The sequence below is a fragment of the Micromonospora sp. WMMA2032 genome, from assembly GCF_002688545.1.
GTDB lineage: Bacteria > Actinomycetota > Actinomycetes > Mycobacteriales > Micromonosporaceae > Micromonospora > Micromonospora sediminicola.
Window position 1 is genome coordinate 6018897 of sequence record NZ_CP024052.1, and the last position, 22865, is coordinate 6041761.

The 22865-nt window shown below is 73.6% G+C and carries 23 protein-coding genes; 16 read left to right on the forward strand and 7 right to left on the reverse strand.

What is annotated here, in order from left to right:
• The gene (locus tag CO540_RS28000) at nucleotides 1-1809 is read right to left on the reverse strand and encodes a long-chain fatty acid--CoA ligase (protein WP_099164990.1); all 1809 of its coding nucleotides are present in this window, start codon (nucleotides 1807-1809) and stop codon (nucleotides 1-3) included.
• 167 nt (nucleotides 1810-1976) lie between these two features.
• On the opposite strand from CO540_RS28000, the gene CO540_RS28005 reads away from it, so the two are divergent.
• From CO540_RS28005 to CO540_RS28030, 6 genes are all read left to right on the forward strand, one after another.
• Nucleotides 1977-2432, forward strand: coding sequence for an SRPBCC family protein (locus tag CO540_RS28005; RefSeq protein WP_091573222.1), 456 nt, complete (start codon nucleotides 1977-1979; stop codon nucleotides 2430-2432).
• 41 nt (nucleotides 2433-2473) lie between these two features.
• Nucleotides 2474-3142, forward strand: coding sequence for a hypothetical protein (locus CO540_RS28010; RefSeq protein ID WP_099164243.1), 669 nt, complete (start codon nucleotides 2474-2476; stop codon nucleotides 3140-3142).
• A gap of 74 nt (nucleotides 3143-3216) precedes the next feature.
• Complete coding sequence (locus tag CO540_RS28015; protein WP_099164244.1) at nucleotides 3217-4164, forward strand: ROK family glucokinase; 948 nt, start codon at nucleotides 3217-3219, stop codon at nucleotides 4162-4164.
• Between the two features lies 1 nt (nucleotide 4165).
• Nucleotides 4166-4864 (forward strand): endonuclease/exonuclease/phosphatase family protein, encoded by a 699-nt coding sequence (locus CO540_RS28020; RefSeq protein WP_099164245.1) that lies wholly within the window; start codon nucleotides 4166-4168, stop codon nucleotides 4862-4864.
• A 130-nt stretch (nucleotides 4865-4994) separates the two neighbouring features.
• Nucleotides 4995-6401, forward strand: coding sequence for an NAD(P)/FAD-dependent oxidoreductase (locus CO540_RS28025; protein ID WP_099164246.1), 1407 nt, complete (start codon nucleotides 4995-4997; stop codon nucleotides 6399-6401).
• Nucleotides 6398-7225: an alpha/beta hydrolase gene (locus tag CO540_RS28030; protein ID WP_099164247.1), complete on the forward strand. Its 828-nt coding sequence runs from the start codon at nucleotides 6398-6400 to the stop codon at nucleotides 7223-7225. Before CO540_RS28025 ends, CO540_RS28030 begins: the two co-directional genes overlap by 4 nt.
• 15 nt (nucleotides 7226-7240) lie before the next feature.
• On the opposite strand, the gene CO540_RS28035 is transcribed toward CO540_RS28030, so the two are convergent.
• Complete coding sequence (locus CO540_RS28035) at nucleotides 7241-8659, reverse strand: trehalose-6-phosphate synthase (RefSeq protein ID WP_099164248.1); 1419 nt, start codon at nucleotides 8657-8659, stop codon at nucleotides 7241-7243.
• A gap of 170 nt (nucleotides 8660-8829) precedes the next feature.
• Entirely contained in the window at nucleotides 8830-9666 is an 837-nt protein-coding gene (locus CO540_RS28040; RefSeq protein WP_099164249.1) for a DUF308 domain-containing protein, read from the reverse strand.
• A gap of 141 nt (nucleotides 9667-9807) precedes the next feature.
• On the opposite strand from CO540_RS28040, the gene CO540_RS28045 reads away from it, so the two are divergent.
• Nucleotides 9808-10500 carry a 1-acyl-sn-glycerol-3-phosphate acyltransferase gene (locus CO540_RS28045; protein ID WP_099164250.1) on the forward strand — a complete coding sequence of 231 codons (693 nt, stop codon included), beginning with the start codon at nucleotides 9808-9810 and terminating at the stop codon, nucleotides 10498-10500.
• A gap of 16 nt (nucleotides 10501-10516) precedes the next feature.
• On the opposite strand, the gene CO540_RS28050 is transcribed toward CO540_RS28045, so the two are convergent.
• Complete coding sequence (locus CO540_RS28050) at nucleotides 10517-14065, reverse strand: adenylate/guanylate cyclase domain-containing protein (RefSeq protein WP_157779204.1); 3549 nt, start codon at nucleotides 14063-14065, stop codon at nucleotides 10517-10519.
• A gap of 178 nt (nucleotides 14066-14243) precedes the next feature.
• On the opposite strand from CO540_RS28050, the gene CO540_RS28055 reads away from it, so the two are divergent.
• The gene (locus tag CO540_RS28055; protein ID WP_245666182.1) at nucleotides 14244-14474 is read left to right on the forward strand and encodes a hypothetical protein; all 231 of its coding nucleotides are present in this window, start codon (nucleotides 14244-14246) and stop codon (nucleotides 14472-14474) included.
• A 55-nt stretch (nucleotides 14475-14529) separates the two neighbouring features.
• Here CO540_RS28055 and CO540_RS28060 read toward each other — a convergent pair whose 3' ends face one another.
• Complete coding sequence (locus tag CO540_RS28060; RefSeq protein WP_013287664.1) at nucleotides 14530-15222, reverse strand: Crp/Fnr family transcriptional regulator; 693 nt, start codon at nucleotides 15220-15222, stop codon at nucleotides 14530-14532.
• 247 nt (nucleotides 15223-15469) lie between these two features.
• On the opposite strand from CO540_RS28060, the gene CO540_RS28065 reads away from it, so the two are divergent.
• From CO540_RS28065 to CO540_RS28095, 7 genes are all read left to right on the forward strand, one after another.
• Nucleotides 15470-15973: a polyadenylate-specific 3'-exoribonuclease AS gene (locus CO540_RS28065; RefSeq protein WP_099164251.1), complete on the forward strand. Its 504-nt coding sequence runs from the start codon at nucleotides 15470-15472 to the stop codon at nucleotides 15971-15973.
• A gap of 58 nt (nucleotides 15974-16031) precedes the next feature.
• Entirely contained in the window at nucleotides 16032-16535 is a 504-nt protein-coding gene (locus tag CO540_RS28070; protein ID WP_099164252.1) for a pyridoxamine 5'-phosphate oxidase family protein, read from the forward strand.
• Nucleotides 16536-16713: 178 nt separating this feature from the next.
• Nucleotides 16714-17742: a 6-phosphofructokinase gene (locus CO540_RS28075; protein WP_091577173.1), complete on the forward strand. Its 1029-nt coding sequence runs from the start codon at nucleotides 16714-16716 to the stop codon at nucleotides 17740-17742.
• Nucleotides 17743-17827: 85 nt separating this feature from the next.
• Nucleotides 17828-18640 (forward strand): pyrroline-5-carboxylate reductase, encoded by an 813-nt coding sequence (gene proC, locus CO540_RS28080; RefSeq protein WP_091573234.1) that lies wholly within the window; start codon nucleotides 17828-17830, stop codon nucleotides 18638-18640.
• A gap of 158 nt (nucleotides 18641-18798) precedes the next feature.
• Nucleotides 18799-19281, forward strand: a complete 483-nt coding sequence (locus tag CO540_RS28085; protein ID WP_099164253.1) for a hypothetical protein — start codon at nucleotides 18799-18801, stop codon at nucleotides 19279-19281.
• Between the two features lie 448 nt (nucleotides 19282-19729).
• Entirely contained in the window at nucleotides 19730-20080 is a 351-nt protein-coding gene (locus CO540_RS28090; protein ID WP_099164254.1) for a DUF2203 domain-containing protein, read from the forward strand.
• 6 nt (nucleotides 20081-20086) lie between these two features.
• A complete protein-coding gene (locus CO540_RS28095; protein WP_253866257.1) occupies nucleotides 20087-20578 on the forward strand; it encodes a GNAT family N-acetyltransferase in 492 nt (163 codons plus the stop codon).
• 43 nt (nucleotides 20579-20621) lie between these two features.
• Here CO540_RS28095 and CO540_RS28100 read toward each other — a convergent pair whose 3' ends face one another.
• Entirely contained in the window at nucleotides 20622-21305 is a 684-nt protein-coding gene (locus CO540_RS28100; RefSeq protein WP_099164255.1) for an NADPH-dependent F420 reductase, read from the reverse strand.
• Nucleotides 21306-21495: 190 nt separating this feature from the next.
• On the opposite strand from CO540_RS28100, the gene CO540_RS28105 reads away from it, so the two are divergent.
• Entirely contained in the window at nucleotides 21496-22302 is an 807-nt protein-coding gene (locus CO540_RS28105; RefSeq protein ID WP_099164256.1) for an SGNH/GDSL hydrolase family protein, read from the forward strand.
• 61 nt (nucleotides 22303-22363) lie between these two features.
• On the opposite strand, the gene CO540_RS28110 is transcribed toward CO540_RS28105, so the two are convergent.
• A complete protein-coding gene (locus tag CO540_RS28110; RefSeq protein ID WP_099164257.1) occupies nucleotides 22364-22852 on the reverse strand; it encodes a glutathione peroxidase in 489 nt (162 codons plus the stop codon).
• Between the last annotated feature and the right edge of the window lie 13 nt (nucleotides 22853-22865).

Below are 22865 nucleotides of genomic sequence, written 5' to 3' on the forward strand. Positions count from 1 at the left end.
TCAGCGCTGGTAGATCTCCGCGATCTCCGTGGCGTACGTCTTGTGCACGACCTGTCGCTTGACCTTCAGCGAGGGGGTCAGCTCGCCGGTCGTCTCGGTGAAGTCCTGGGGCAGGATCCGGAACACCTTGATCGCCTCGGCCTTGGAGACGGACAGGTTGGCCTGGTCGACCGCGCTCTGCACCTCGGCCCGCAACGCCTCGTCCTCGCGCAGCTCGGCCGCGGTGGTGGTCTCCGGGCGCCCGTGCGCGGCCAGCCACTTCGGCAGCGCCTCCTCGTCGATGGTGACCAGCGCCGAGATGAACGGCTGCCGGTCGCCCACGACCACGCACTGGCTGACCAGCGGATGCGCCCGGACCTGGTCCTCCAGCACCGCGGGGGCGACGTTCTTGCCGCCCGCGGTCACGATGATCTCCTTCTTGCGGCCGGTGATGCTCAGGTAGCCGTCCTCGTCGAGCTGGCCCAGGTCGCCGGTGCGGAACCAGCCGTCGGTGGTCAGCGCCTCGGCGGTGGCCGCCTCGTTGTGCCAGTAGCCCTGGAAGACGATGTCGCCGGAGATCAGGATCTCGCCGTCGTCGTCGATCCGGATGGTCACGCCGGGCAGCGGCCGGCCGACCGTGCCGATCCGGGTGCCGGTGGGCAGGTTGGCGGCGGCGGCCGGCGAGGTCTCGGTGAGGCCGTACCCCTCGCAGATGGTCACCCCGACGCCGCGGAAGAAGTGGCCGAGCCGGGCGCCGAGCGGCGCCCCGCCGGAGATGGCGTCGCGGCACCGCCCGCCCATGGCGGCGCGCAGCTTGCCGTAGACCAGCTTGTCGAACAGGGTGTGCTGGGCGCGCAGCGCCAGGCCCGGGCCGCCCGGGGTCTCCAGCGCCTCGCTCCAGGCGATGGCGACCTTCTCCGCCCGGTCGAAGATCTTGCCCTTGCCGTCGGCCTCGGCCTTCTGCCGCGCGCCGTTGTAGACCTTCTCGAAGACCCGGGGTACGGAGAGCACGAACGTCGGCTTGAACTCCTGCAGCTCGCCGACCAGGTCCTTGGTGTCGGCGCAGTGCGCCATGGTGGCCCGGGCCTGCACCACGCCGACCTGGATCAGCCGGGCGAACGCGTGTGCGAGCGGCAGGAAGAGCAGGGTGGAGGCGCCCTCGCGGAACAGGTTGGGCAGCACCGGCACCGCGTTGGCGATGTCGGCGTAGATGTTGCGGTGGGTCAGCACGCAGCCCTTCGGCCGGCCGGTGGTGCCGCTGGTGTAGATGATCGTGGCGACGTCGTCGGCCTTCAGCATCGACCGGCGGACCTCGATCTCGGCCGGGTCCACCGAGGCGCCGGCGGCGACCAGGTCGTCGACCGCGCCCAGCTCGATCTGCCAGACCTCGCGCAGCTCGGGCAGCCGGTCCCGGACGCCGGCGACCAGGGTGGCGTGCGCGGTGCTCTCCACGACCACGGCCACGGCGCCGGAGTCGCCGAGGATCCAGGCGGCCTGCTCGGCGCTGGAGGTCTCGTAGATCGGCACGGTGACCGCGCCGGCGGCCCAGATGGCGTAGTCGAACAGGGTCCACTCGTAGCGGGTGCGGCTCATCAGGGCGACCCGGTCGCCGGGGGAGACGCCGGCCGCGACCAGGCCCCGGGCCACCGCGACCACCTCGTCGCGGAACTGCCGGCAGGTCACCTCGGACCGGGACGCGGGCCCCGCGTCACCGATCTGGCGGACGAACTGCACGGTGTCCGGGGCGACCTCGGCGTTTTCCCAGACCGGGTCGGTCAGGTTGGCCGCGTCGCCGACGGTGACGATCGGCGGAACGGAGAACTCGCGCACCTGCACTCCCTCGTGCTCGCACCGGCGGGGGCCGGCCTGGTCGGCTAGTCGAAACCTACCCGCCCGCCCCGGTGGGTCGGCCAGGGAGGTTGCCCGCCCGGCTGGTGGGACACCCGGCGGGCGGGTGGAGCGGCGCGGTCCGGCCGGTGGCCGGGTAGCCTCCCCCCATGGCGGACACCTCCACCCAGTCGATCATCATCGGCGCCGCACCGGACCGGGTGGCGGCGGTCATCTGCGACTTCCCCCGCTACCCGGAGTGGGCCGAGGCGGTGCGGCAGGCCGAGGTGGTCGAGGAGTACGAGGACGGCTACGCCAGCCAGGTCCGGTTCACGCTGGACGCGGGCGTGCTGGCCGACGAGTACGTGCTGGCCTACGAGTACGCCGAGGACATCTCCCGGATCGAGTGGCACCTGGTCGCGCCGTCGAAGATGCAGCGGTCCCAGCGCGGCTCGTACGACCTGGTCGGCAATCCGGACGGGACGACCACGGTGACCTACACGCTCGAGGTGGAGCTGTCCGTGGCGATGCTCGGCATGTTCCGCCGCAAGGCCGAGAAAATGATCATGGATGCCGCGTTGAAGCAGCTCAAGCGCCGGGTAGAAGCACCCGGTGCGGCGCACTGACCCGACCGTCGTCCCGGTTGCCACGCTGGAGGAGCCGAACCATGGGCACCACTGATCCGGGTTCGGCCCGGGAAGAGGCCGAGCGCCTCGTCGCCACGCTGCTGGCCTCCGCCAGGTTGGCCGCCGCGGCCCCCGGTTCGGGCCCGTGGGGTCCGCTCGGTGGGATCCTCTCCGGTGTCCTCGGTCACACCCCGGGCGGGGCCGGCCCGGGGCGCCCCTCGTCGCACGCCTCGGCCCCGGCGGCCGGGGGCGCCGGTTTCGCCACCGGTTCCCCGGAATGCTGCGTCTGTCCGGTCTGTCGCGGGATCGCGGCGTTGCGTGACCCGAGTCCGGAATTCGCCGAGCGGCTGGCCACCGGCGCCGGCGACCTGGCCGCCGGGGTGGCCAGCCTGCTGCGGGCGTTCGCCCCGGCCGAACCGGCCGGACCGGCCACCCCGAGCGGTGCCGCTCCCGGCGAACCCGGGGACCACGTGTGGCGCGAGGCGACCCGTACCGGGCATGATTCTCAGCCGGCACCCGAGCAGGACGTCTGGTCCGCCGCCACCCGGGGGGCGGACGCTTCCGACCCGGGTGCCTCGTCGCAACCGCCCGCCGACGCCGCCGGGCCGGACGAGCCGGCGTCGAGCCGGCCGCCGGCCGGCCAACCCGTGGTGCCCGCCTCGCGGGCGTCCGGCGAGGTGGGCGCGGACGCATCAGGCGACGGGGCCTGACCACCGGACATCCCGGGACCGCAACGGCCGGTTCGGCCGGTGCCGGGGCAGCACAGCAGAGGGGAGTGGCAGCGGTGACGCTGACCATCGGAGTCGACGTCGGTGGCACGAAGGTGGCCGGCGGTGTCGTGGACGACACCGGCGCGGTACTCGTGCAGACGCGACGGGACACCCCCGCCGACGACGTGGCCAAGACCCGCGACGTCATCATCGAGGTGGTCACCGAGCTGGCCACCGGCCGCACGGTCGAGGCCGTCGGCATCGGCGCGGCCGGCTGGATCGACGCCTCCCGCTCCACCGTGCTCTTCGCCCCCAACCTGGCCTGGCGGGACGAGCCGCTGCGCGAGTACGTCGGCAACGCCACCGGCCTGCCGGTGATCGTGGAGAACGACGGGAACGTGGCCGCCTGGGCGGAGTTCCGCTACGGCGCCGCCCGCGACGCCGACGACTCGATGGTCATGTTCACCATCGGCACCGGCGTCGGCGGCGGCATCGTCCTCGGCGGCGAGCTGGTCCGGGGCGCCCACGGCATCGCTGCCGAGCTGGGGCACATGCTCACCGTGCCGGACGGCCACCAGTGCGGCTGCGGCCGGCTGGGCTGCATCGAGCAGTACGCCAGCGGCAGCGCCCTGGTCCGCTTCGCCCGGGCCGCCGCCCGGCAGGAGCCGCACCGGGCCACCGCGCTGCTGGAGCTGGCCGACGGCGAGGCCGAGGCGATCACCGGCCCGATGGTGACCGCCGCGGCCAAGGGCGGCGACCCGGTCTCCACCGAGGCGTTCGCCCAGGTCGGCCGCTGGCTCGGCACCAGCCTCGCCGACATGGCGCAGATCCTCGACCCGCAGGTGCTGGTGGTCGGCGGCGGCGTGATCGACGCCGGCGACCTGCTGCTCGGCCCGACCCGGCGGTCGTTCACCGACGCCCTGGCGCAGCGCAGCCGCCTGCCCGTCGCCGAGGTGCGCCCGGCCGAGCTGGGCAACACCGCCGGCGTGATCGGCGCCGCCGACCTGGCCCGGCGGATCTGACGTGGCGGGTCCGGGTGTGCCGCTGCGGGTGCTGTCGTACAACGTCCACAGCCAGCGCGACGACACCGCCGCGCTGGCCGAGGTGGTCCGGGAGGTCGCCCCGGACGTGGTGATCGTCCAGGAGGGACCGCGCCGGTTCCGGTGGCGGCAGAAGTCCGCCACGCTGGCCGAGTCGTTCGGCATGGTGGTGGCGGCCGGCGGCCTGCCGTCGCTGGGCAATCTGTTGCTGACCACCCTGCGGGTGCGGGTCACCGAGACGCGGTGCCAGCGGTATCCGCTGACCCCGGGCCGGCACCTGCGTGGCGCGGCGTACGCGCGGTGCCGGGTGGGCGGGGTCGACTTCCTGCTGGCCGGCTCGCACCTGTCCACCGACCCGACGGAGCGGCCGGCTCAGGCGGCGGCGTTCAAGCGGGAGCTGGCCGCGTCGCCGCTGCCCGTGGTGGCCGGCGCGGACCTCAACGAGGGGCCGGACGGGCCGGCCTGGCGGACCGTCGCCGAGGGGCTGACCGACGCCGCGGTGGCCGCCGACCGGGCCGACCGGCACACGTTCTCCTGCGCCGACCCACGCCGCCGTATCGACGCGCTCTTCGTCGACCCGCGGATCACCGTGGCCGACTACGACGTGGTCGACACCCCGCGCACCCGCCGGGCCAGCGACCACTTCCCGGTCCTGGTCGATCTGCTGCTGCCCACCGACTGACCGCCCCGGCGCGCGCCGGGGCCGCGCGTCCGGGTGGGCCGTGGCGGACCGGACGGCTGGACAACGGCGGGCATTGTCGGCAGGATTTCGCACCGACCGGCACGCGTGCCGCACAAAAGGAGATGTCCCGGTGTCCTCCTCCACCGACCTCGGTCGCCCCGACCCGGACCCGACCGTCGTCCCGAGCCGGGACGACCGACCGGTCTCCGACCGGGGCGACACGGTCTGCGTCATCGGCGCCGGCGCCAGCGGCCTGACCGCCGTCAAGAACCTCCGCGAGGCCGGCTTCGGCGTGGACTGCTACGAGCGGGAGACCGGCGTCGGCGGCGCGTGGAACTGGCGGCACGACCGCAGCCCGGTGTACGCCAGCACGCACCTCATCTCGTCCCGGCCGTTCACCCAGTTCCCGGACTTCCCGATGCCGGACGACTGGCCGGACTACCCGCACCACAGCCAGCTGCTGTCCTACTTCGAGCGGTACGCCGACCACTTCGACCTGCGCCAGCACGTCTGGTTCGGCACCGAGGTGGTCCGGGTCGAGCCGGTCGAGGGGGACCGGTGGGACGTGACCACCCGCAGCACCGGCGGTTACGGCCCGGAGCGCACCTCCCGTTACGCCGCCGTGGTGCTGGCCAACGGGCACAACTGGTCGCCGAAGCTGCCCCGCTACGAAGGGCTGGAGGAGTTCCGCGGCGAGGTCATGCACGCCTCGTCCTACAAGGACCCGGCGCAGCTGCGCGGCAAGCGGGTGCTGGTGGTCGGCGCCGGCAACACCGGCTGCGACATCGCGGTCGAGGCGGCCCAGCAGGCGTCGCACTGCTGGCATTCCACCCGGCGCGGCTACTGGTACGCCCCGAAGTACGTCCTCGGCCGCCCCGCCGACCAGGTGAACGACACGCTGCTGGCGTTGCGGGTGCCGCTGCGGGTGCGGCAGTGGCTCTACCACTGGACGCTGCGGCTGACCGTCGGCGACCTGACCCGGTTCGGCCTGCCGAAGCCCGACCACCGGGTCTACGAGACGCACCCGATCGCCAACAGCCAGCTCGTCTACTACGTCGGCCACGGCGAGATCACCCCGGTGCCGGACGTGGCCCGGTTCCACGACCGCACGGTGGAGCTGGCCGACGGCCGGCGGATCGACCCGGAGCTGGTCGTCTTCGCCACCGGCTACCTGCCGCGCTTCGAGTTCCTCAAGGGCCGGGTGCTCGGCGACGAGGACGGCTCCGGCCGCCCCCGGCTCTGGCTGAACGCCTTCACCGCCGGCCATCCCACGCTGGCCGTGGTCGGTCTGGTGCAGCCGGATTCCGGCATCTTCACCATCTCGCACTGGCAGAGCGTGCTCTTCGCCCGGCTGCTCACGCTGCGCGCGACCCGGCCGGAGCGGGCCGAGGCGTTCGACCGCCGGGTCCGTGCCGGGCTCGGCGAGCGGTACTCGGCGAAGGTCAAGGACAGCACCCGGCACTGGTTCGAGGTCGGGCACGCCGACTACCTGCGCGCTCTGCAGCGCGCCTTGCACGAGCTGGAGGAGGGCAAATGACCAGCGAGCGGGTGCGGGTGGTGCGGGGCTGGGAGTGGGCCCGACCGGAGCGGCCGGTGCGGCGGGAGGTGCTGGCCGCGGTGCCCGAGCGGGAGGAGGCCAAGCCGCCGCTGCTGTTCGTGCCCGGGTTCGGGCACGGCGCCTGGGCGTTCGCCGAGCACTGGCTCGGCCACGCCGCCGAGCGCGGCTTCCCGGCGTACGCGCTGAGCCTGCGCGGGCACGGCGGCAGCGAGCCGGCGCCGGAGGCGACGCTGCGGTCGTACACCCATGACGTGGTCCAGGTGGCGGCGAGCCTGCCGCGGCAGGCGGTGCTGGTGGGGCACGGCGCGGGCGCCCGGGTGGTGGCGCACGCGATGTCCCGCTACCCGGCGCGGGCCGCGGTGCTGGTGGCGCCGGTGCTCGGCGGCTGGGCGACGGTCGGCACCGCCCTGCGCCGCAACCCGGCCGGCACGCTGCCGGCGGTCTTCGGCGCGGGGCTGCGGCTCAACCGGCGGCAGTTGTTCAGCCGGGAGCTGCCCGACGCCGACGCCCGCCGGCACGTGGCGCGGCTGGGCCGGGCCGGGCGTCGGGCGCAGTGGCAGCTGCTCACCGGCCGGCAGCCCGAGCCGGCGGTGGGCCGGCCGCCGGTGCTGGTGCTGGGCAGCCCGGACGACCGGGTGCTGCCGCCGGCCGCGCTGACCCGGGCGGCCCGCCGCTACGCCTCCGCGCCGCTGCTGTTCCCCGGCATGGGCCACGACCTGATGCTCGACGCCCGCTGGCGGGAGCCGCTCGACGCGCTCCTGGACTGGCTGGACAAGGACCCGGCACCCGCCCCGCTCGGCTGAGCGCCGGGCGCCGGCTCAGCGGGGGGTGGGGCGGCGGCCCAGCAGCGAGCCGCTCTCCTCCAGCGCGCTCAGGTAGGACGCCGCCCACGCGTGGATGTCGTTGTGGGCCACATGCTCCCGCATGGCGCGCATCCGGGCCGCGACATCCTCCGGGCCGGCCCGCAGCGCGGCGAGCAGCCCCTGCTTCAGGCCGTCCAGGTCGTGCGGGTTGACCAGGTACGCCTGCTCCAGTTCGGCGGCCGCGCCGGCGAACTCGCTGAGCAGCAGCGCGCCGGTGCCGTCGACCCGGGCCGCGACGTATTCCTTGGCGACCAGGTTCATCCCGTCGCGCAGCGGGGTCACCGCCATCACGTCGGCGACCCGGTAGAGCGCGACCAGCTCGGCCCGGTCGAACGGCTGGGTGAGGTAGTGGATCGCCGGCTCGCCGACCCGGCCGAACTCCCCGTTGATCCGGCCGACCTGGTGCTCCACCCGGTCGCGCAGGATCTGGTACTGCCCGACCCGGTCCCGGCTGGGCACCGCCACCTGCACCAGCACGGTGTCGCGCACCTTGACGTCGCCGCTGGCCAGCAGCTCGCGGTAGGCCTTCAACCGCTGCTCGATGCCCTTGGTGTAGTCCATCCGGTCGACGCTGAGGATCACCTTCTCCGGCTGGCCCAGGTCCTGCCGCAGCCGGCGGGCCCGGTCGGCGACCTCGGGCCGGGCGGCGAGCGCGGACATCTCGGCGGTGTCGATGGCGACCGGGAACGCGCCGATGCGCACCACCCGGTCGTCGACGGCGATCCGCCGGTCGGTCGCGGACAGGCTGAGCACCTTCGCGGCGAGCTGGGCGAAGTTGTGCGCGGCCTGGGCCCGCTGGAAGCCGATCAGGTCGGCGCCGAGCATGCCGCGCAGCAGCTCGGCCCGGCGGGGCAGCTGCATGAACAGCTCCGGCGGCGGGAACGGCACGTGCAGGAAGAAGCCGATCCGCAGGTCGGGGCGGAGGCCGCGGAGCAGGCCGGGCACCAGCTGGAGGTGGTAGTCCTGCACCCAGACCAGCCCGCCGGGCTCGGCCACCTCGGCGGCGGCCTCGGCGAACCGCTGGTTGACCCGCTGGTACGCCTCCCACCAGCGGCGGTGGTACTCCGGCTGCTCCACCGCGTCGTGGTAGAGCGGCCAGAGGGTGGCGTTGGCGAAGCCCTCGTAGTGGTCGCGGAAGTCCTCACCGGTGAGCGGGACGGTGTGCATCCGGACCCCGTCCACGTCGGGCAGGGCGGGCGCCGGACCGGTGCCGCCGGCCCAGCCCACCCAGGTGGCGGGGGTGTGCCGGAGCAGGGGGTGCAGGGCGCTCACCAGGCCGCCGGGGCTGCGGCGCCACTCGAAGGCGCCGTCGGGCGCCACACTGTCGTCGATGGGGAGGCGGTTGGCCACCACCACGAGGGGGCTCTGTCGCATCTCGGGCAATCCGCTCAGCAGGGGACCGGTGCCCGGAGGGGACGCAAGCCGGACAGCCGGTGCGGGAAGTGACGTTCAGCGGTATTCCTACTGACCGTAAGTTACACCCCTGTTACACGGCGAGCCGGGGCGCGCGGCGTCCCGCGATCCGGGCGGCCGCTGTCCGCGCCTCAGACCACCGCGCCGTTGTCCGGGTCGTCCTCGTCCCGGTCGCCCGGGCGCAGCCGCCACACGAGCATCACGAAGCCGGCCAGGATGCCGGTGAAGCCGAGCAGCGTCACCACCGCCGGGTCGACCAGCGACACCACGGTGGGGGAGAGGAAGAGCAGGAAGCCGAGCACGACGCAGAGCACGCCCAGCACCGCGTACTTCGAGAAGCGCGGCAGCGGTGGCGGCGGGGGCGGGGTGTAGTGCTCCTCCTCGGCGTCGCCCGGCAGGTCGGCGCCGAACGTGTCCAGCCCGTCCAGCAGGGAGGGCTCGTCGGACCGGTCACGGCCGAGCGAGACGCCGGAGACGTCCGCCGCGTAGGGCAGCCGCCGCACGTCGGTGGCGGTCGGGCCGGCCGGCTCCTCGGCGCGGCCGGCGGTGGCGCCGGCCGGCGGGACCGGGTCGTCCACGTCCTCGGCGGCCGGCCAGGGGTGGCTGCCCGCGGTCGGCGTGGTGTGGAAACCGGCCACGATCTTGGCCCACTCGGCCTCGATGTCCGGCTCGTCCGGGCGCGGCGGGTCGTCGGACCCCTCGTCGGCGAGCTGGGTGAGGTAGTCCCGCGCGGTGGTCAGGTGGGACCGGTCGACGTAGAGCCGGTCGACCGGTCGGGCCGGCACGGTGGTGGTGCGGGTCACCGGGTTCAGGTCGGCCGAGGGCTGGAGGTATGCGGCGATGCCGCCGGCGGCGAGCACGTCGAGCAGGTGCTCACCCACGCGCGGATCGACGTCGCCCGCGACCGCGTACTCGGCCGCGTCGAGCCCGTTGTCCCGCCGTCCCCGACGGGGCCCGCCCCCTGACACCGGACACCCCCTTCGCCGTCGTGCTCTGAATCCTGACACGCCGGCACCCGGTTCCGGGAGTGCGTTGTGGCGTGCCGCTCGTGCTTCGTACCCTCTTCCCGCACGGTCCCGCGCGTCGCCACCCCACCCGGAAGGACCCCGGTGCTGTACTGGCTGCTGAAGTACATCATCCTCGGCCCAGTGTTGCGGCTGGTCTTCCGCCCGCAGGTCGAGGGTCTGGAGCACGTGCCGGCGACCGGCCCGGTGATCCTGGCCAGCAACCACCTCTCGTTCTCCGACTCCATCTTCACACCGCTGATCGTCAAGCGAAAAGTCACCTTCATCGCAAAAGCGGAATACTTCACCGGCCGGGGCCTCAAGGGCTGGCTGACCAAGATGTTCTTCGTCGGATCCGGCACCATCCCGGTCGACCGCACCGGCGGCCGGGCCGCCCGGGCGGCGCTCGACACCCAGCTCCAGGTGCTGCGCGCCGGGGGCATCGCCGGCATCTACCCCGAGGGCACCCGCTCCCCGGACGGCCGGCTCTACCGGGGCAAGACCGGCGTCGCCCGGCTCGCCCTGGAGAGCGGCGCGCCGGTGGTCCCGATGGCCATGCTCAACTCCGACGCCATCCAGCCCACCGGGCAGATCGTGCCCAACCTCGGTCGGGTCCGGATCCGCTTCGGGCCCCCGCTGGACTTCTCCCGCTACGCCGGCATGGTCGGCGACCGGTTCGTCGAGCGGGCCGTCACCGACGAGATCATGTACGAGCTGATGGAGCTCTCCGGCCGCGAGTACGTCGACACGTACGCCCAGAAGGCGAAGGCCGCGCCCCGGGAGCCGGTGCCGGCCTGAGGCGCCGCGGGCCGGGTCAGCAGGCCATCGCCGGACCGGCGTCCGGCACCGGACGCCGGGCCAGCGCCAACAGCCCGGGGGCCTCGTTGCGCTGGGCGAACGCGTGCACCTCGGCCAGCGGCCCGGCCGCCCCGGGGTCGCCGGCCAGCGTCAGCTCCCCCACGGCCAGCGCCAGGGCCAGCATCCGGTCGGTGACGTCCGGGATCCCGGCGTAGATCTCCGCGCCGGCCAGGTGCAGCTCGGCGGCCCGGCGATGGTCGCCGTCCGCCGCCGCCACGGCGCCGGTGACCGTCCGCAGCGCCGCCTCCGACCAGGGCGTCCGGTGTCCGAGCCGGTCCAGCATCGCGCGCACCCGCACCGCCGCGTCCCGCCCGGACAGGGCCGCCGCGTACGCCGCCGCGGCGATCCACTCGCCGCTGGCCAGGGCCGGCACGCTCGACCAGGAGCCGGCCAGCTCGTCGACCAGCTCCGCCGCCTCCTCGGCCCGGCCCTGCAGCGCCCGGCAGAGCGCCGCCATGCCGAGCATGGTCCAGTGCGGGCGGTGGAAGCCGCTGCGCCGGGCGGTGTCCAGCGCCGCGGACACGTCGTCGCGGTACGCCGACCCGGTCACCTCGGCCGCGCGGGGCGCGGGCGGCACCGGCTGGCCGCGCAGCACCCGCAGACAGGACCGCAGGCCGCGCACCTGCATGTCCCACCCGCCGGTGGGGGTGTCCACGAACGCGTCGGCGGCGGCGAGCAGCCGGGCGAAGTCCCCGTCGAAGTAGGCCCGCATAGCCTCGCCGGAATAGCTCGTGGTCAGCGTCTGCCCGCTGGCCGTCCGGGTCGGGCCGGCGGTCAGCAGCGCGTCGGAGCGCAGCCAGTCACCCTCCTCGCGGACCGCGTACGCGAGGTTCTGCACCGCCCGGTGCAGCGCCAGCAACTGCTGCCCCCGGCTGAACTCGACGATGGCGCGCAGGTCGTCCAGCCCGGACCGGTCACCGGCCTGGTACCGGGCGGTGGCGGCGGTGACCCGGGCGTTGGTGCGCGTCTCGGTCAGGCCCAGCCGCTCGGCGATCTCCGCCGCGGTCTCGGCGGCGGACACCGCCGCGTCCCGCTCGTAGTTGAGCATGTGCAGCCGGCCCAGCTCGGCGTACGCGTCGGCCTTCTGCGAGCTGTCCGGCAGCGGCTCGAACAACCCCACCGCCCGGTCCAGGCAGGCCACCGCCGCCGTCCGGTCGGCGCGCAGCCAGGCGGCCTGGCCGAGCAGCGTCCACGCCCGGGCCGCGCAGGCGTCGTCGCCGTGCGCGAGCAGCCGGTCGGCCAGCGCCTGCAACTGCTCCGGCCCCCCGCCGGAGAGGAACGCGTTGCCGTCGCGGTAGAACGAGATCTCGGTGGCCAGCAGCTCCAGTTGCAGCCGGCCCACCGGGTCGCTGTCGTCGGCCAGGCCGAGCGCGCGCCCGGCGTGCGCGGCGGCGGCGTCCAGCCCGTGCAGGGCGTACGCCCGCCGGGCCGCCCGGTGCAGCGCGGCGCGGGCCGGGCCGGCGTAGCGGTGTGTCGGGAGGCCGAGCGTGCGGGCGATCTCGTGGGCCGCCCAGCGGTGGTGGGCGAGGACCTCGGCCAGGTCGGTGTCCCGGGTCTGCGACAGCGCGTCCAGCCAGTCCGCGGTCCGCTCGTGCCGGGCCACCCGCTCGGTGCGGGGCAGCCGCTGGTAGCAGACGTCGCGGACCAGCACGTGCCGGAACCGGAACTCGGCCTGCCCGGCCATCGTGGACGCCGACTGCTCGTGCACGAAGTCGCGCTGCTCCAGCCGGCGCAGCGCGCGTTCCACCGACTCCACCGGCTGCCCCAGCGCGGCGGCGACCGCGCCGGGCCAGAACTGCACGCCGACCACCGAGGCGGCCAGCAGCACCGCCCGGTCCTTGGCGTCGAGCAGGTCGACCCGGTTGGCGATGACCGAGTGCACGCTCTCCGGCATCGGCAGGTCGAGGTGCTTCTCCAGCGACCAGCCGCGCCCGGACTGGCGCAGCGCGCCCTGCTCGATCAGCATCCGGACGTACTCGTGGGCGTAGAGCGGGTTGCCGCCGGCCACCTCGACCAGCGGGGTGAGCATCTCGGCCGGGAACGCGGCCTGGCCGAACATGTGCGCGTAGAGCGACGCGATGCCGGTGTCCCGCAGCGGCGGCAGCGTGACGGTGACCGAGCCGGTGATCGTCCCGGCCCAGCTCGGGTCCCGGTCGACCAGCTCCGGGCGGGCGGTGCAGAGCAGCAGCAGGGGAACCTCCCGGGCGGCGGCGCCGAGCAGCTCGACGAAGCGCAGCATGGCGTCGTCGGCCCAGTGCAGGTCCTCGAAGACCAGCACGGTCGGGCGGCGGGCCGCGAGCGCCAGCAGGAACCGTCGCCACGCCGACTCCGCCTCCTCGGCGGGCAGCGTCGTGCCGGTCAGCCCGACCAGCGGGCGCAGCGCGTCCACCAGGCGGTTCCGCTCGCCGGGGCCGACCAGCTCGGCGACCGCGGCGGTGAGGCGCTGGGCCGCGGTGGAGGCGGGGTCGGTGTCGAGGATGCCGGCCTCGGTCTTGACGATGTCGGCCAGCGCGGCGAACGTGACGTTCTCGCCGAACGGCGGGCACCGCCCGGTGCGCCAGGTCAGCGGCTCGTCGACCAGCCGGCCGGCGTGCCGGTGCAGCTCCCGCACCAGCCGGCTCTTGCCCAACCCGGCCCGGCCGAACACGGTCACCACCTGCGGCAGCCGGTCGCGCAGCGAACGGTGCAGCGCGTTGACCAGCAGGCCCAGCTCGTGCTCGCGGTCGATCAGCGGGGTGGTGTCCGGCTCCCGGTCGGTGGGTTGCCGGCGGACCGGGGCGAGCGCCAGCCAGACCTCGGTGGGGGAGGAGCGGCCCCGCAGCGTGACCGGCGGCTGCTCGTCGTAGCGGATGGCGTCCTTGGTGAGCGCGTGGGTGACGCCGCAGACCAGCACGCCGCCGGGCGGGGAGACCGACTGCATCCGGGAGGCCGTGTTCACCACGTCGCCGGCGACGATCGCCTGCCCGCCGTCGCGGGCCGCGGCCACGTCCACCAGCGCCTCCCCGGTGGCCACCCCGACCCGGAAGCGCAGCTCGTCGTGGCCGGTGGGGGTGAACCGGGTCAGCACCCGTTGCAGCTCCAGCCCGGCCCGGACGCACCGCAGCGCGTCGGTCTCGGTGGCCACCGGGGCGCCGAAGAGCGCCATGACCGCGTCGCCGATGTACTTCTCCACCACGCCGCCGTACTGCCCGACCACCCGGCGGGCGGCGGAGAAGAAGCCGGTCTGCATGCCGCGCACCTGCTCCGGGTCGGCGCGCTCGACGTACGGGGTGAAGTCGATGAGGTCGACGAAGAGCACGCTGACCCGGCGCCGGTCCTCCTGCGGCGTGGGCACCGACTGCCGGGCGCCCGGGCGCGGCGAGCCGCAGGTGGTGCAGAAGGCCACGTCGGTCGCGAGCGGGCGCAGGCAGTGCGGGCAGACCGCGCCCAGCTCGGCGCCGCAGCCACCGCAGAACCGGTCGCCGTCGGCCGCGGTACGTCCACAACGGTCACACTGCGCGGAGATGACAGGCCTCCACTGGGTCGGTCGGCCGGTGTCGGCCGGGCGCCGCCCCCCGCGGCGTCACCGTGAGTATCCCGGGCGCCGCCAATGTCAGGTACCGGGCTGTTGGTTTGTGGACACTCGTCCGGGCGGTCGAGGGCGCGTGCGGCGACTACATTCATCCCCGCCGGACGAGGACGACGTGACCAAGGGGGATCTCATGGTGTTCGTGAAGCTGGAGAGCGACTGGACCGACGGCGACGGCGTCGCCCACTCGGCGGGCGAGTCCGTCGACGTGGACGCGGCCACCCTGGCCAGCCTGCAGGCCGAGGGCATCGTCAGCGAGGGCTCCGCCGGGGGCAAGGACAAGAACGAGTGGGCCGGCCCGGGCAGCACCACCGCCTGGGCGGGACCGGGCAGCGCCGGCGTCTGACCGACGCGTACGACGAGGGCCGGGGCGTGTCGCCCCGGCCCTCGTCGCGTATCCGTCAGCGGTCGTTCATCCCGGCGCGGCGGCGCAGCGCGGCCACGTCGGTGACCACGATCCGGCGCCCCTCGGTGCGCAGCCAGCCGCGGCTGGCGAACGAGCCGATGGCCTGGTTGACGCTCTGCCGCGAGCCGCCGGCCATCTCGGCGAGCTGGCTCTGGTTCAGCTCGATCGTGATCATCGGGGCCTGGCTCTCGCCGGCCAGCCGGACCAGCGTCTTGGCCACCCGGCCGGGCAGGTCGAGGAAGACGTGGTCGGCGTTCTGCTCGGTGAGCCGGCGGATCAGCTGGCCGAGCGAGCGCATCACCGCGTCGAGGATGCGCGGGTTGGAGTGGACCAGCTCCATGAAGGCGGGCCGGGACAGCGCCAGCGCGGCGCAGTCCTCGATGGCCTCGGCCGAGGCGGACCGGGTCGAGGCGTCCAGCAGGGAGACCTCGCCCAGCACGTCCGGGGGTCGGATCACCGACAGCACGGCCCGCTCGCCGGTGGGCGCGGTGCGGAACACCGCCACGGCGCCGCGGCGCAGCACGATCAGCGACTCGCCGGGGTCGTTCTCGACGAAGAGAAGTTGCCCCTTGCGGTAGGTGCGCGGGACGGCCGCGGCGATGACCCGCTGGCGCACCTCCGGCTCCAGCCCGGCGAACATCTCCACACCCGTGAGCGCGTCACCCGGCTCCGGCAGGCGAGACTCCACGGCCCAACCCCTCCCCGGTCAGAAGTCACCACTCGCACACCGGGTGAAGCTGTCAGTCCCGGCAAGAGGCAGCTCAACCGGTTCGGCGCCCGACGGCGGTACACATCAGATCATGACGTCCCCGTCGCGTGCTGTACACCCCTGGAAACACTTCCGTGACCATGCCCGGTCTGCCGGCGGTACCGCGCCGACCTCGGCGGACGCCCCGGCGACGACCCCGCGACGGTGATGGGCGAGGATGGGGGCGATGGTCTACCGCTATTTCTACGACTGCGAATTCATCGAGGACGGCCGCACCGTCGACCTGGTGTCGATCGGCGTCGTCGACGAGTACGGCCGCGAGTTCTACGCGGTCTCCACCGAGTTCGACGACTCCCGGGCGGTGCCCTGGGTGCGGCGCAACGTGCTGGACAAGCTGCCGTCGCCGGCCGACCGGGCCTGGCGCTCGCGCGAGCGGATCCGGGACGACCTGCACGAGTTCCTGCTGGCGCCGGTGCGGGACCGCCCGGGCGAGCAGCTGGAGCTGTGGGCCTGGTACGCGGCGTACGACCACGTCGTGCTGGCCCAGCTCTGGGGCGCCATGCCGGCGCTGCCCCGGGAGATCCCGCGGTTCACCAAGGAGCTGCGCCAGCTCTGGGACGACCGGGGGCGGCCCCGGCTGCCCGACGCCGAGGCGGACCGGCACGACGCGCTCGTCGACGCCCGGCACAATCTGGCCCGCTGGCGGGCGATGACGACTCGGGAGGTTTGACCCGTTCCGCCCGGGGCACCGGAGCGGCATCACGCCGATCCGAGACAGGAGTGCCCCCATGAGCAACGAGCCGACCAACGCCGCCGAGGCCCGCGGCCGGGTCACCGAACTGATCCGGGACGCCCGGATCTGCCTGCTCACGACCAGCGCGGTGGACGGGCGCCTGGTCAGCCGCCCGATGGGGCTGCAGGAGGCGGAGTTCGACGGGGACCTCTGGTTCTTCGCCTACGCCGACTCGGCCAAGGTCCGCCAGATCCGGGTGAACCCGCAGGTCAACGTCGGCTTCTCGGACCAGCGGCACAACGCCTGGGTCTCGGTGGCCGGCACCGCCACCGAGGAGTGGGACCGGGCGCGCGCCGAGAAGCTGTGGAACCCGCTGCTCAAGGCGTGGTTCCCGGACGGCCTGGACACGCCGGGCATCACGCTGATCAAGGTGCACGCGGGCTCGGCGGAGTACTGGGACTCGCCGGGCAGCACGGTGGTCAACCTGCTCGGCTTCGCCAAGGCGGCGGTCACCGGCAAGCCGCCGAAGGCGGGGGAGAACCACGAGGTCAGCTACTGACCGGTAGCCGGTCCGGGGGTCGGGACGGGCCGGGGCGCGGTGTCGGCGCGCACCAGCGACGACTACAGTTCGCACTGACGGCCCGCCCCGGGCCGGCAACGGCGCCGATGGTCTGATCTGACACATATCCTGGGGCTTATCCGGGCTTCACCTGATGCTCCAGGAGGATGAGCAGATCATGCGTATCGGCGTGCTCACCGGCGGCGGCGACTGCCCAGGTCTCAACGCGGTCATTCGGGCGGTGGTCCGCAAGGGCGTCGCCACCTACGGTCACGAGTTCGTGGGCTTCCGGGACGGCTGGAAGGGCCCGCTGGAGGGCCTGACCAAGCCGCTGGGCATCGCGGAGGTGCGTGGCATCCTGCCGCGCGGCGGCACCATCCTCGGCTCCTCCCGGACCAACCCGTTCAAGATCGAGAACGGCGTGGAGCGGATCAAGGAGAACCTCGCCGCGCAGGGCGTGGACGCCCTGATCGCGATCGGCGGCGAGGACACCCTCGGCGTCGCCACCAAGCTCCACGAGCTGGGCGTCAACGTGGTCGGCGTGCCGAAGACGATCGACAACGACCTCGGCGCCACCGACTACACGTTCGGCTTCGACACCGCCGTCAACATCGCGATGGAGGCGATCGACCGCCTGCACACCACCGCGGAGAGCCACCACCGCACCCTGGTCGTCGAGGTGATGGGCCGGCACGCCGGCTGGATCGCCCTGCACGCCGGCCTCGCCGGCGGCGCCAACGTGATCCTGCTGCCGGAGCGGCAGTTCGACGTCGAGCAGGTCGCCGGCTACGTCGAGAAGCGCTTCCAGCACCAGTACGCCCCGATCGTCGTGGTCGCCGAGGGCGCCCAGCCGCTGGATGGCCAGATGGTGCTGCACAACCAGGAGCTCGACTCCTTCGGCCACGTCCGTCTCGGCGGCATCGGCCAGTGGCTGGCCGAGCAGCTGGAGGCCAAGACCGGCAAGGAGGCCCGCACCGTGGTGCTCGGGCACATCCAGCGCGGCGGCACCCCGACCGCGTTCGACCGGGTGCTCGCCACCCGGCTCGGCCTGCAGGCCATCGACGCGGTGCACGAGGGCGACTGGGGCAAGATGGTCGCGATGCAGAGCACGGACATCGTCCGGGTCCCGCTGGCCGAGGCCACCCGGGAGCTGAAGACCGTGCCGCTGGAGCGGTACGCCGAGGCCGAGGTCTTCTTCGGCAGCTGAGGTGTAAGGAGGGGCCCCCTGTTAACGCCTCGTGCAGAGCAGGGGCCCCCTCTTAACAGTTGTCGGAGCGGGACGAGGAGGCACGGTGGGCGGGCACACGGTCGCGGTGATCGGCGCGGGCAAGATCGGCGAGCTGATGCTCTCCGGGCTGCTCCGCTCCGGCTGGCCGGTCGAGCGGCTGCTCGCCACCGCCCGGCGCCCCGCCCGCGCGCAGGAGCTGACGGACCGCTACGGCGTGCGGGTGGTGGACAACCCGACCGCGGTCGAGGAGGCCGACGTGCTGGCCGTCTCGGTCAAGCCGCAGGACGCCGCCGCGCTGCTCGACGAGATCGGCCCGAAGGTCCCCGCCGGCAAGCTGGTGATCTCGCTCTGCGCCGGCCTGCCGACCGCGTTCTTCAACCGGCGGCTGCCCGAGGGCACCCCGGTGGTCCGGGTGATGACCAACACCCCGGCGCTGGTCGACGAGGCGATGAGCGCCATCTCGGCCGGCGCGCACGCCACCGGGGAGCATCTGGCGCTGGCCGAGGAGATGTTCTCCCCGCTCGGCGCCACCGTCCGGGTGCCCGAGTCCCAGCAGGACGCGGTGACCGCGCTCTCCGGCTCCGGCCCGGCCTACTTCTACCTGCTGGTCGAGGCGATGATCGACGCCGGCATCCTGCTCGGACTGCCCCGCCAGGTGGCGCACGAGCTGATCGTGCAGACCGCCATCGGCTCGGCGGTGATGCTGCGCGACTCCGGTGAGCATCCGGTCAAGCTGCGCGAGGCGGTCACCTCACCGGCCGGCACCACCATCTCCGCGATCCGCGAGCTGGAGAACCACGGCGTACGCGCGGCCATGCTGGCGGCGCTGGAGGCGGCCCGCGACCGCGCCCGCGAACTGGCCGCCCAGGCCGACTGAGGGGCAAGGCGGGAGCAACGCTCGAAACCTGTGGATGAGCGCGGCGGCGGGTGGTCAACGCACCCCGACTCGTCACACGAGCTGCACAGTTCGGTCCGGGCCGAACCATCCCAGTCCTAAGGTCGAGGACTCGGACAGCTGAGAGGGGAACAGACGGAATGAGCGACGACACTCCCATCACCGATGACCGCGACCCGGCCCGAGTCATCGAGGACGCCGTCGCACATGCCCTACGGCTGGCGGAGACCTGGCCGGCGTGGGACGGGCAGCCCCGCACCGCCGGGGACCGGGTCTACACCCCGCACAAGGCGATTCGTCGTCTCGCCGACCACCTTCTGGACCACCTCGCCGAACTCGAGGCGCGCCTGGCAGGGCAACCTCCCCTGCCCGACCACTGGCACGCCTCCGCCATCACCACCCCGGCCGACCTCGCCCCCTTCACCCTCGAGGATCTGGACGAAGCCCGCAGCCGACTGACCAGGTTGGCGCAGATCTGGTCACTGCGTCTCCGCGCGCTCGACGACGAGCGCCTCGACCGGGTCGAAGGAGACGCCTGGACGCTGCGCCAGGTCGCCTTCCACCTCGACAACACCTTCTACGCCGACGCCGTCGGCGACCTCACCACACAACGCGAAGGGTGAACGACACCCATCGCGGCAGCGACTCAATCAGGATCTTTCATCGGCAACTCTCGACAATCGCTCGAAGGTGGTCCGCCGCTCGACCTCCTCGGTGGAGGCCGGGGTCCGCTTGACCGCTCCGGGTCACCCGGCGTCGCTGGTCGTCGGTGCCCGAACCCGGCCGGGAGGTCTTCCTGTGCGGGCCGCCGTCGACGGTGGTCGGGCTGCGACGACGGCGGCTCCCACGCCATCGGGCCGGCGCGGCTGCCGGCCAGACGACGTCGACCTGTTGCCGCACCGGCTCGTCCACGAGGTGCCGGAGCGGGCCCGCCTGTCGGACGACGCCCCGGACAAGAACGACCGGATCGAGCCGCCTGGCAGGCTGACATGCGGGAGGCCGGGTGCGACACCACCGCGAGGCGCGGATGACGGGCCGCCTTCGGGTCATGTCGTGCCCCATACTGGCCCGGTGTTCACTCTCGCCCAGGCGCGACACCTGGTCGCCACGCTGCGGCCGCGCGTCGACGAGCTGATCCGGCACCGGGCCGACCTCGCCGAGCTGCGGGTCGACCTGGCCGACCACGGCGCCAGCGCGCTCGGCGGGCTCGCGGAGGTGAAGGCCCTGGAGGCCCGGCTGCACGCGGTCGTGGAGGAGTTCCACCAGCACGGCATCGAGGTCAAGGGGATCGCCCCGGTGCTGCTCGACTTCCCCGGCGAGCGGGAGGGGCGGGCGGTGCTCTGGTGCTGGCTGGAGGGGGACACCGACGTCCGCTGGTACCACCGGGTCGAGTGCGGCTTCGCCGGCCGCCGCCCGGTCTGAGCCGGCGTGGCGACGGGTGCCGTGCGTCGGGCGGTGCCGGCGGACGCCGACGAGCTGGTCCGGCTGCGCGGGCTCATGCTCGCCGCGATGAGTGGCACGCCGACCGCGCGGGGCCGGTGGCAGGAGGTGGCGCGGGACAACCTGCGCGCCTGGCTGGTGGAGCCCGATCCGTGGCTGGCCGCCTTCGTGGTCGACGCGCCGGAGGGCACCTCGTTGGCGGCGTGCGCGGTGGGCACGGTCGAGCGGCGGCTGGGTGGCCCGGACGATCCGAGTGGCCTGGTCGGGTACGTCTTCAACGTCAGTACCGACCCGGCACACCGGCGGCGGGGCCACAGTCGCGCCTGCGTCGCCGGGCTGCTGGCCTGGTTCCGTGGTCGGGGCGTACGCCGGATCGATCTGCGGGCGACGGCCGCCGGCCGGCCGCTCTACCGCGCGCTGGGCTTCCGGGAGACAGCGGACCCGGCGATGCGGTTGACCCTTCCCACCGAGGTGGACTGAGCGTCGGGCCGGCGGGCGGTCCCGCCGGCCCGACCTCCGTGCGTCAGCTGTCTGCGTAGCGGCGGGCGGCGGAGAGGGCGGCGCGCAGCCGCTGCGCGTCGACCGGTCCCGGCCGCTCCCAGTCGCCGTCCGTGGCGTAGATGCCCGCGTACGCGCTGGTGTCGCGCTGGAACCGCCAGCCCTCGGCGAGCGGCCCGACGTCGACCGCGTCGTAGCCCAGTGAGTCGAGGAACGCCGTGACGGTGGCCTTGGCCCCGTCGTCGTCACCGGCGATCGGCAGGGCGGTCCGCTCCGCCGCGCCGGCCGGGCGGCCCAGCACCCGCAGGTGTGCGAAGTAGATGTTGTTGAAGGCCTTGACCACACGCGACCGCGGCAGGTGCCGCTGGAGCAGTTCGCTGGTGGTGGTCGACTCGTCGTCCAGCTCCGGGAAGCTCCCGTCGCGCTCCGGGTAGTAGTTGTTCGTGTCGATCACGATCTTTCCGGCGAGCGGTGCCGCCGGCACCTCGCGGTAGGCCCGCAGCGGGATCGTGACGACCACCAGGTCGCCGGCGGTCGCCGCCTCGTCCGGGGTGGCCGCGCCGGCCCGGGGGCCCAGCTCGGCCACCAGGTCCCGCAGCGTCTCCGGGCCCCGCGAGTTGCTGAGTACCACGTCGTGGCCGGCGTCCACCGCGAGTCGGGCCACCGTGCCGCCGATGTTGCCGCTGCCGATCAGTCCCACAGTCGTCATGTCCGATGCCAACCCCGGCGGGACGCGGCCGCATTCCCTGGCGAAATCCTTCAACTACCAACGCAAAGCCGGCAACGATTTGTATGGACAAGTCTCTATCTGCTGGGACTGCAAATCGGTGATCTTCCATGCATGGTGATCTCATTGATATCTATCTCTCACCACCACTTCCCACCCCCAGGAGTGCGACGTGCGGAGATCCCGTCTTGCCACCCTCGCCCTGTCCCTCGCCACGTCGATCGGGGTCGCGCTGACCCTGGCCGCCGCGCCCGCCCAGGCCGCCCCGTCCGACCGGTACGTCGCACTCGGCGACTCGTACGCCTCCGGCGTCGGCGCCGACAGCTACACCTCCGAGAGCGGCAACTGCCTGCGCAGCACGAACGCCTACCCGGCGCTCTACAACGCCAACATCCGGCCCGCCTCGTACCGCTCGGTCGCCTGCTCCGGCGCGACCACCGCGGACGTCATCAACAGCCAGCTCTCCGCGCTCTCCTCGACCACCACGCTGGTCAGCGTCACGATCGGCGGCAACGACGTCGGCTTCGCCTCGATCATGAGCACCTGTGTGCTCCAGGGCGAGACCCAGTGCGTGGCGGCCGTGGAGTCGGCCATGAACATCGCCCGCACGCAGATGCCCGGGCGACTCGCCAACGTCTACAACGGCATCCGGAACCGGGCGCCGTCGGCCCGGGTCGTGGTGGTCGGCTACCCGGTCTTCTACCAGCTCGGCACGACCTGCGTCGGGCTCAGCGCGACCTCGCGCGCGAAGATCAACGAGGGCATCAACCTGCTGGACGACATCACCCGGACTGCCGCCACCTCGGCCGGCTTCACGTTCGCCGACGTCCGGTCCATCTTCGTCGGGCACCAGCTGTGCAGCTACGGCACGAAGTGGCTGCACGCGTTGAACGTGCTGAACCTGACCGTCTCGTACCACCCGACGGCCGCGGGCCAGTCCGGCGGCTACTACCCGGTGTTCCGGTCCGCCGCCGGCTGACCGGCCCGTCGACCGCGAGCGGCATGCCTCCGGTGGGAGGCATGCCGCTTCACCGTGCTCCTCAGGCCGGCAGGACCTTGTCGATCGCCGCGCGCAGCTCGGGGTCCTCGGGCGTGACCTGCGGGCCGAACCGGGCGGCCACCGAGCCGTCCGGCGCGACGAGGAACTTCTCGAAGTTCCAGCGCACGTCGCCGCTGTGTCCCTCGGCGTCCGGGGTGGACACCAGCGCGGCGTAGAGCGGGTGCCGGTCCGGCCCGTTGACGTCGACCTTCTCCGTCAGCGGGAACGTCACGCCGTAGTTCACCTGGCAGAACTCCTCGATCTCCGCGGCGCTGCCCGGCTCCTGGCCGGCGAACTGGTTGCAGGGCACCCCGAGCACGGTCAGCCCCCGGTCGGCGTACCCGTCGGCGAGCGCCTGGAGGCCCGCGTACTGCGGGGTGAGGCCGCAGCGGGAGGCCACGTTGACCACCAGTAGGGCGCGACCGCGGTAGCGGTCGAGGTCGGCCGGGCCGCCGCTCAGGGCGTCGATCTGCACGTCGAAAACGGTCATGCGACGAGGCTAC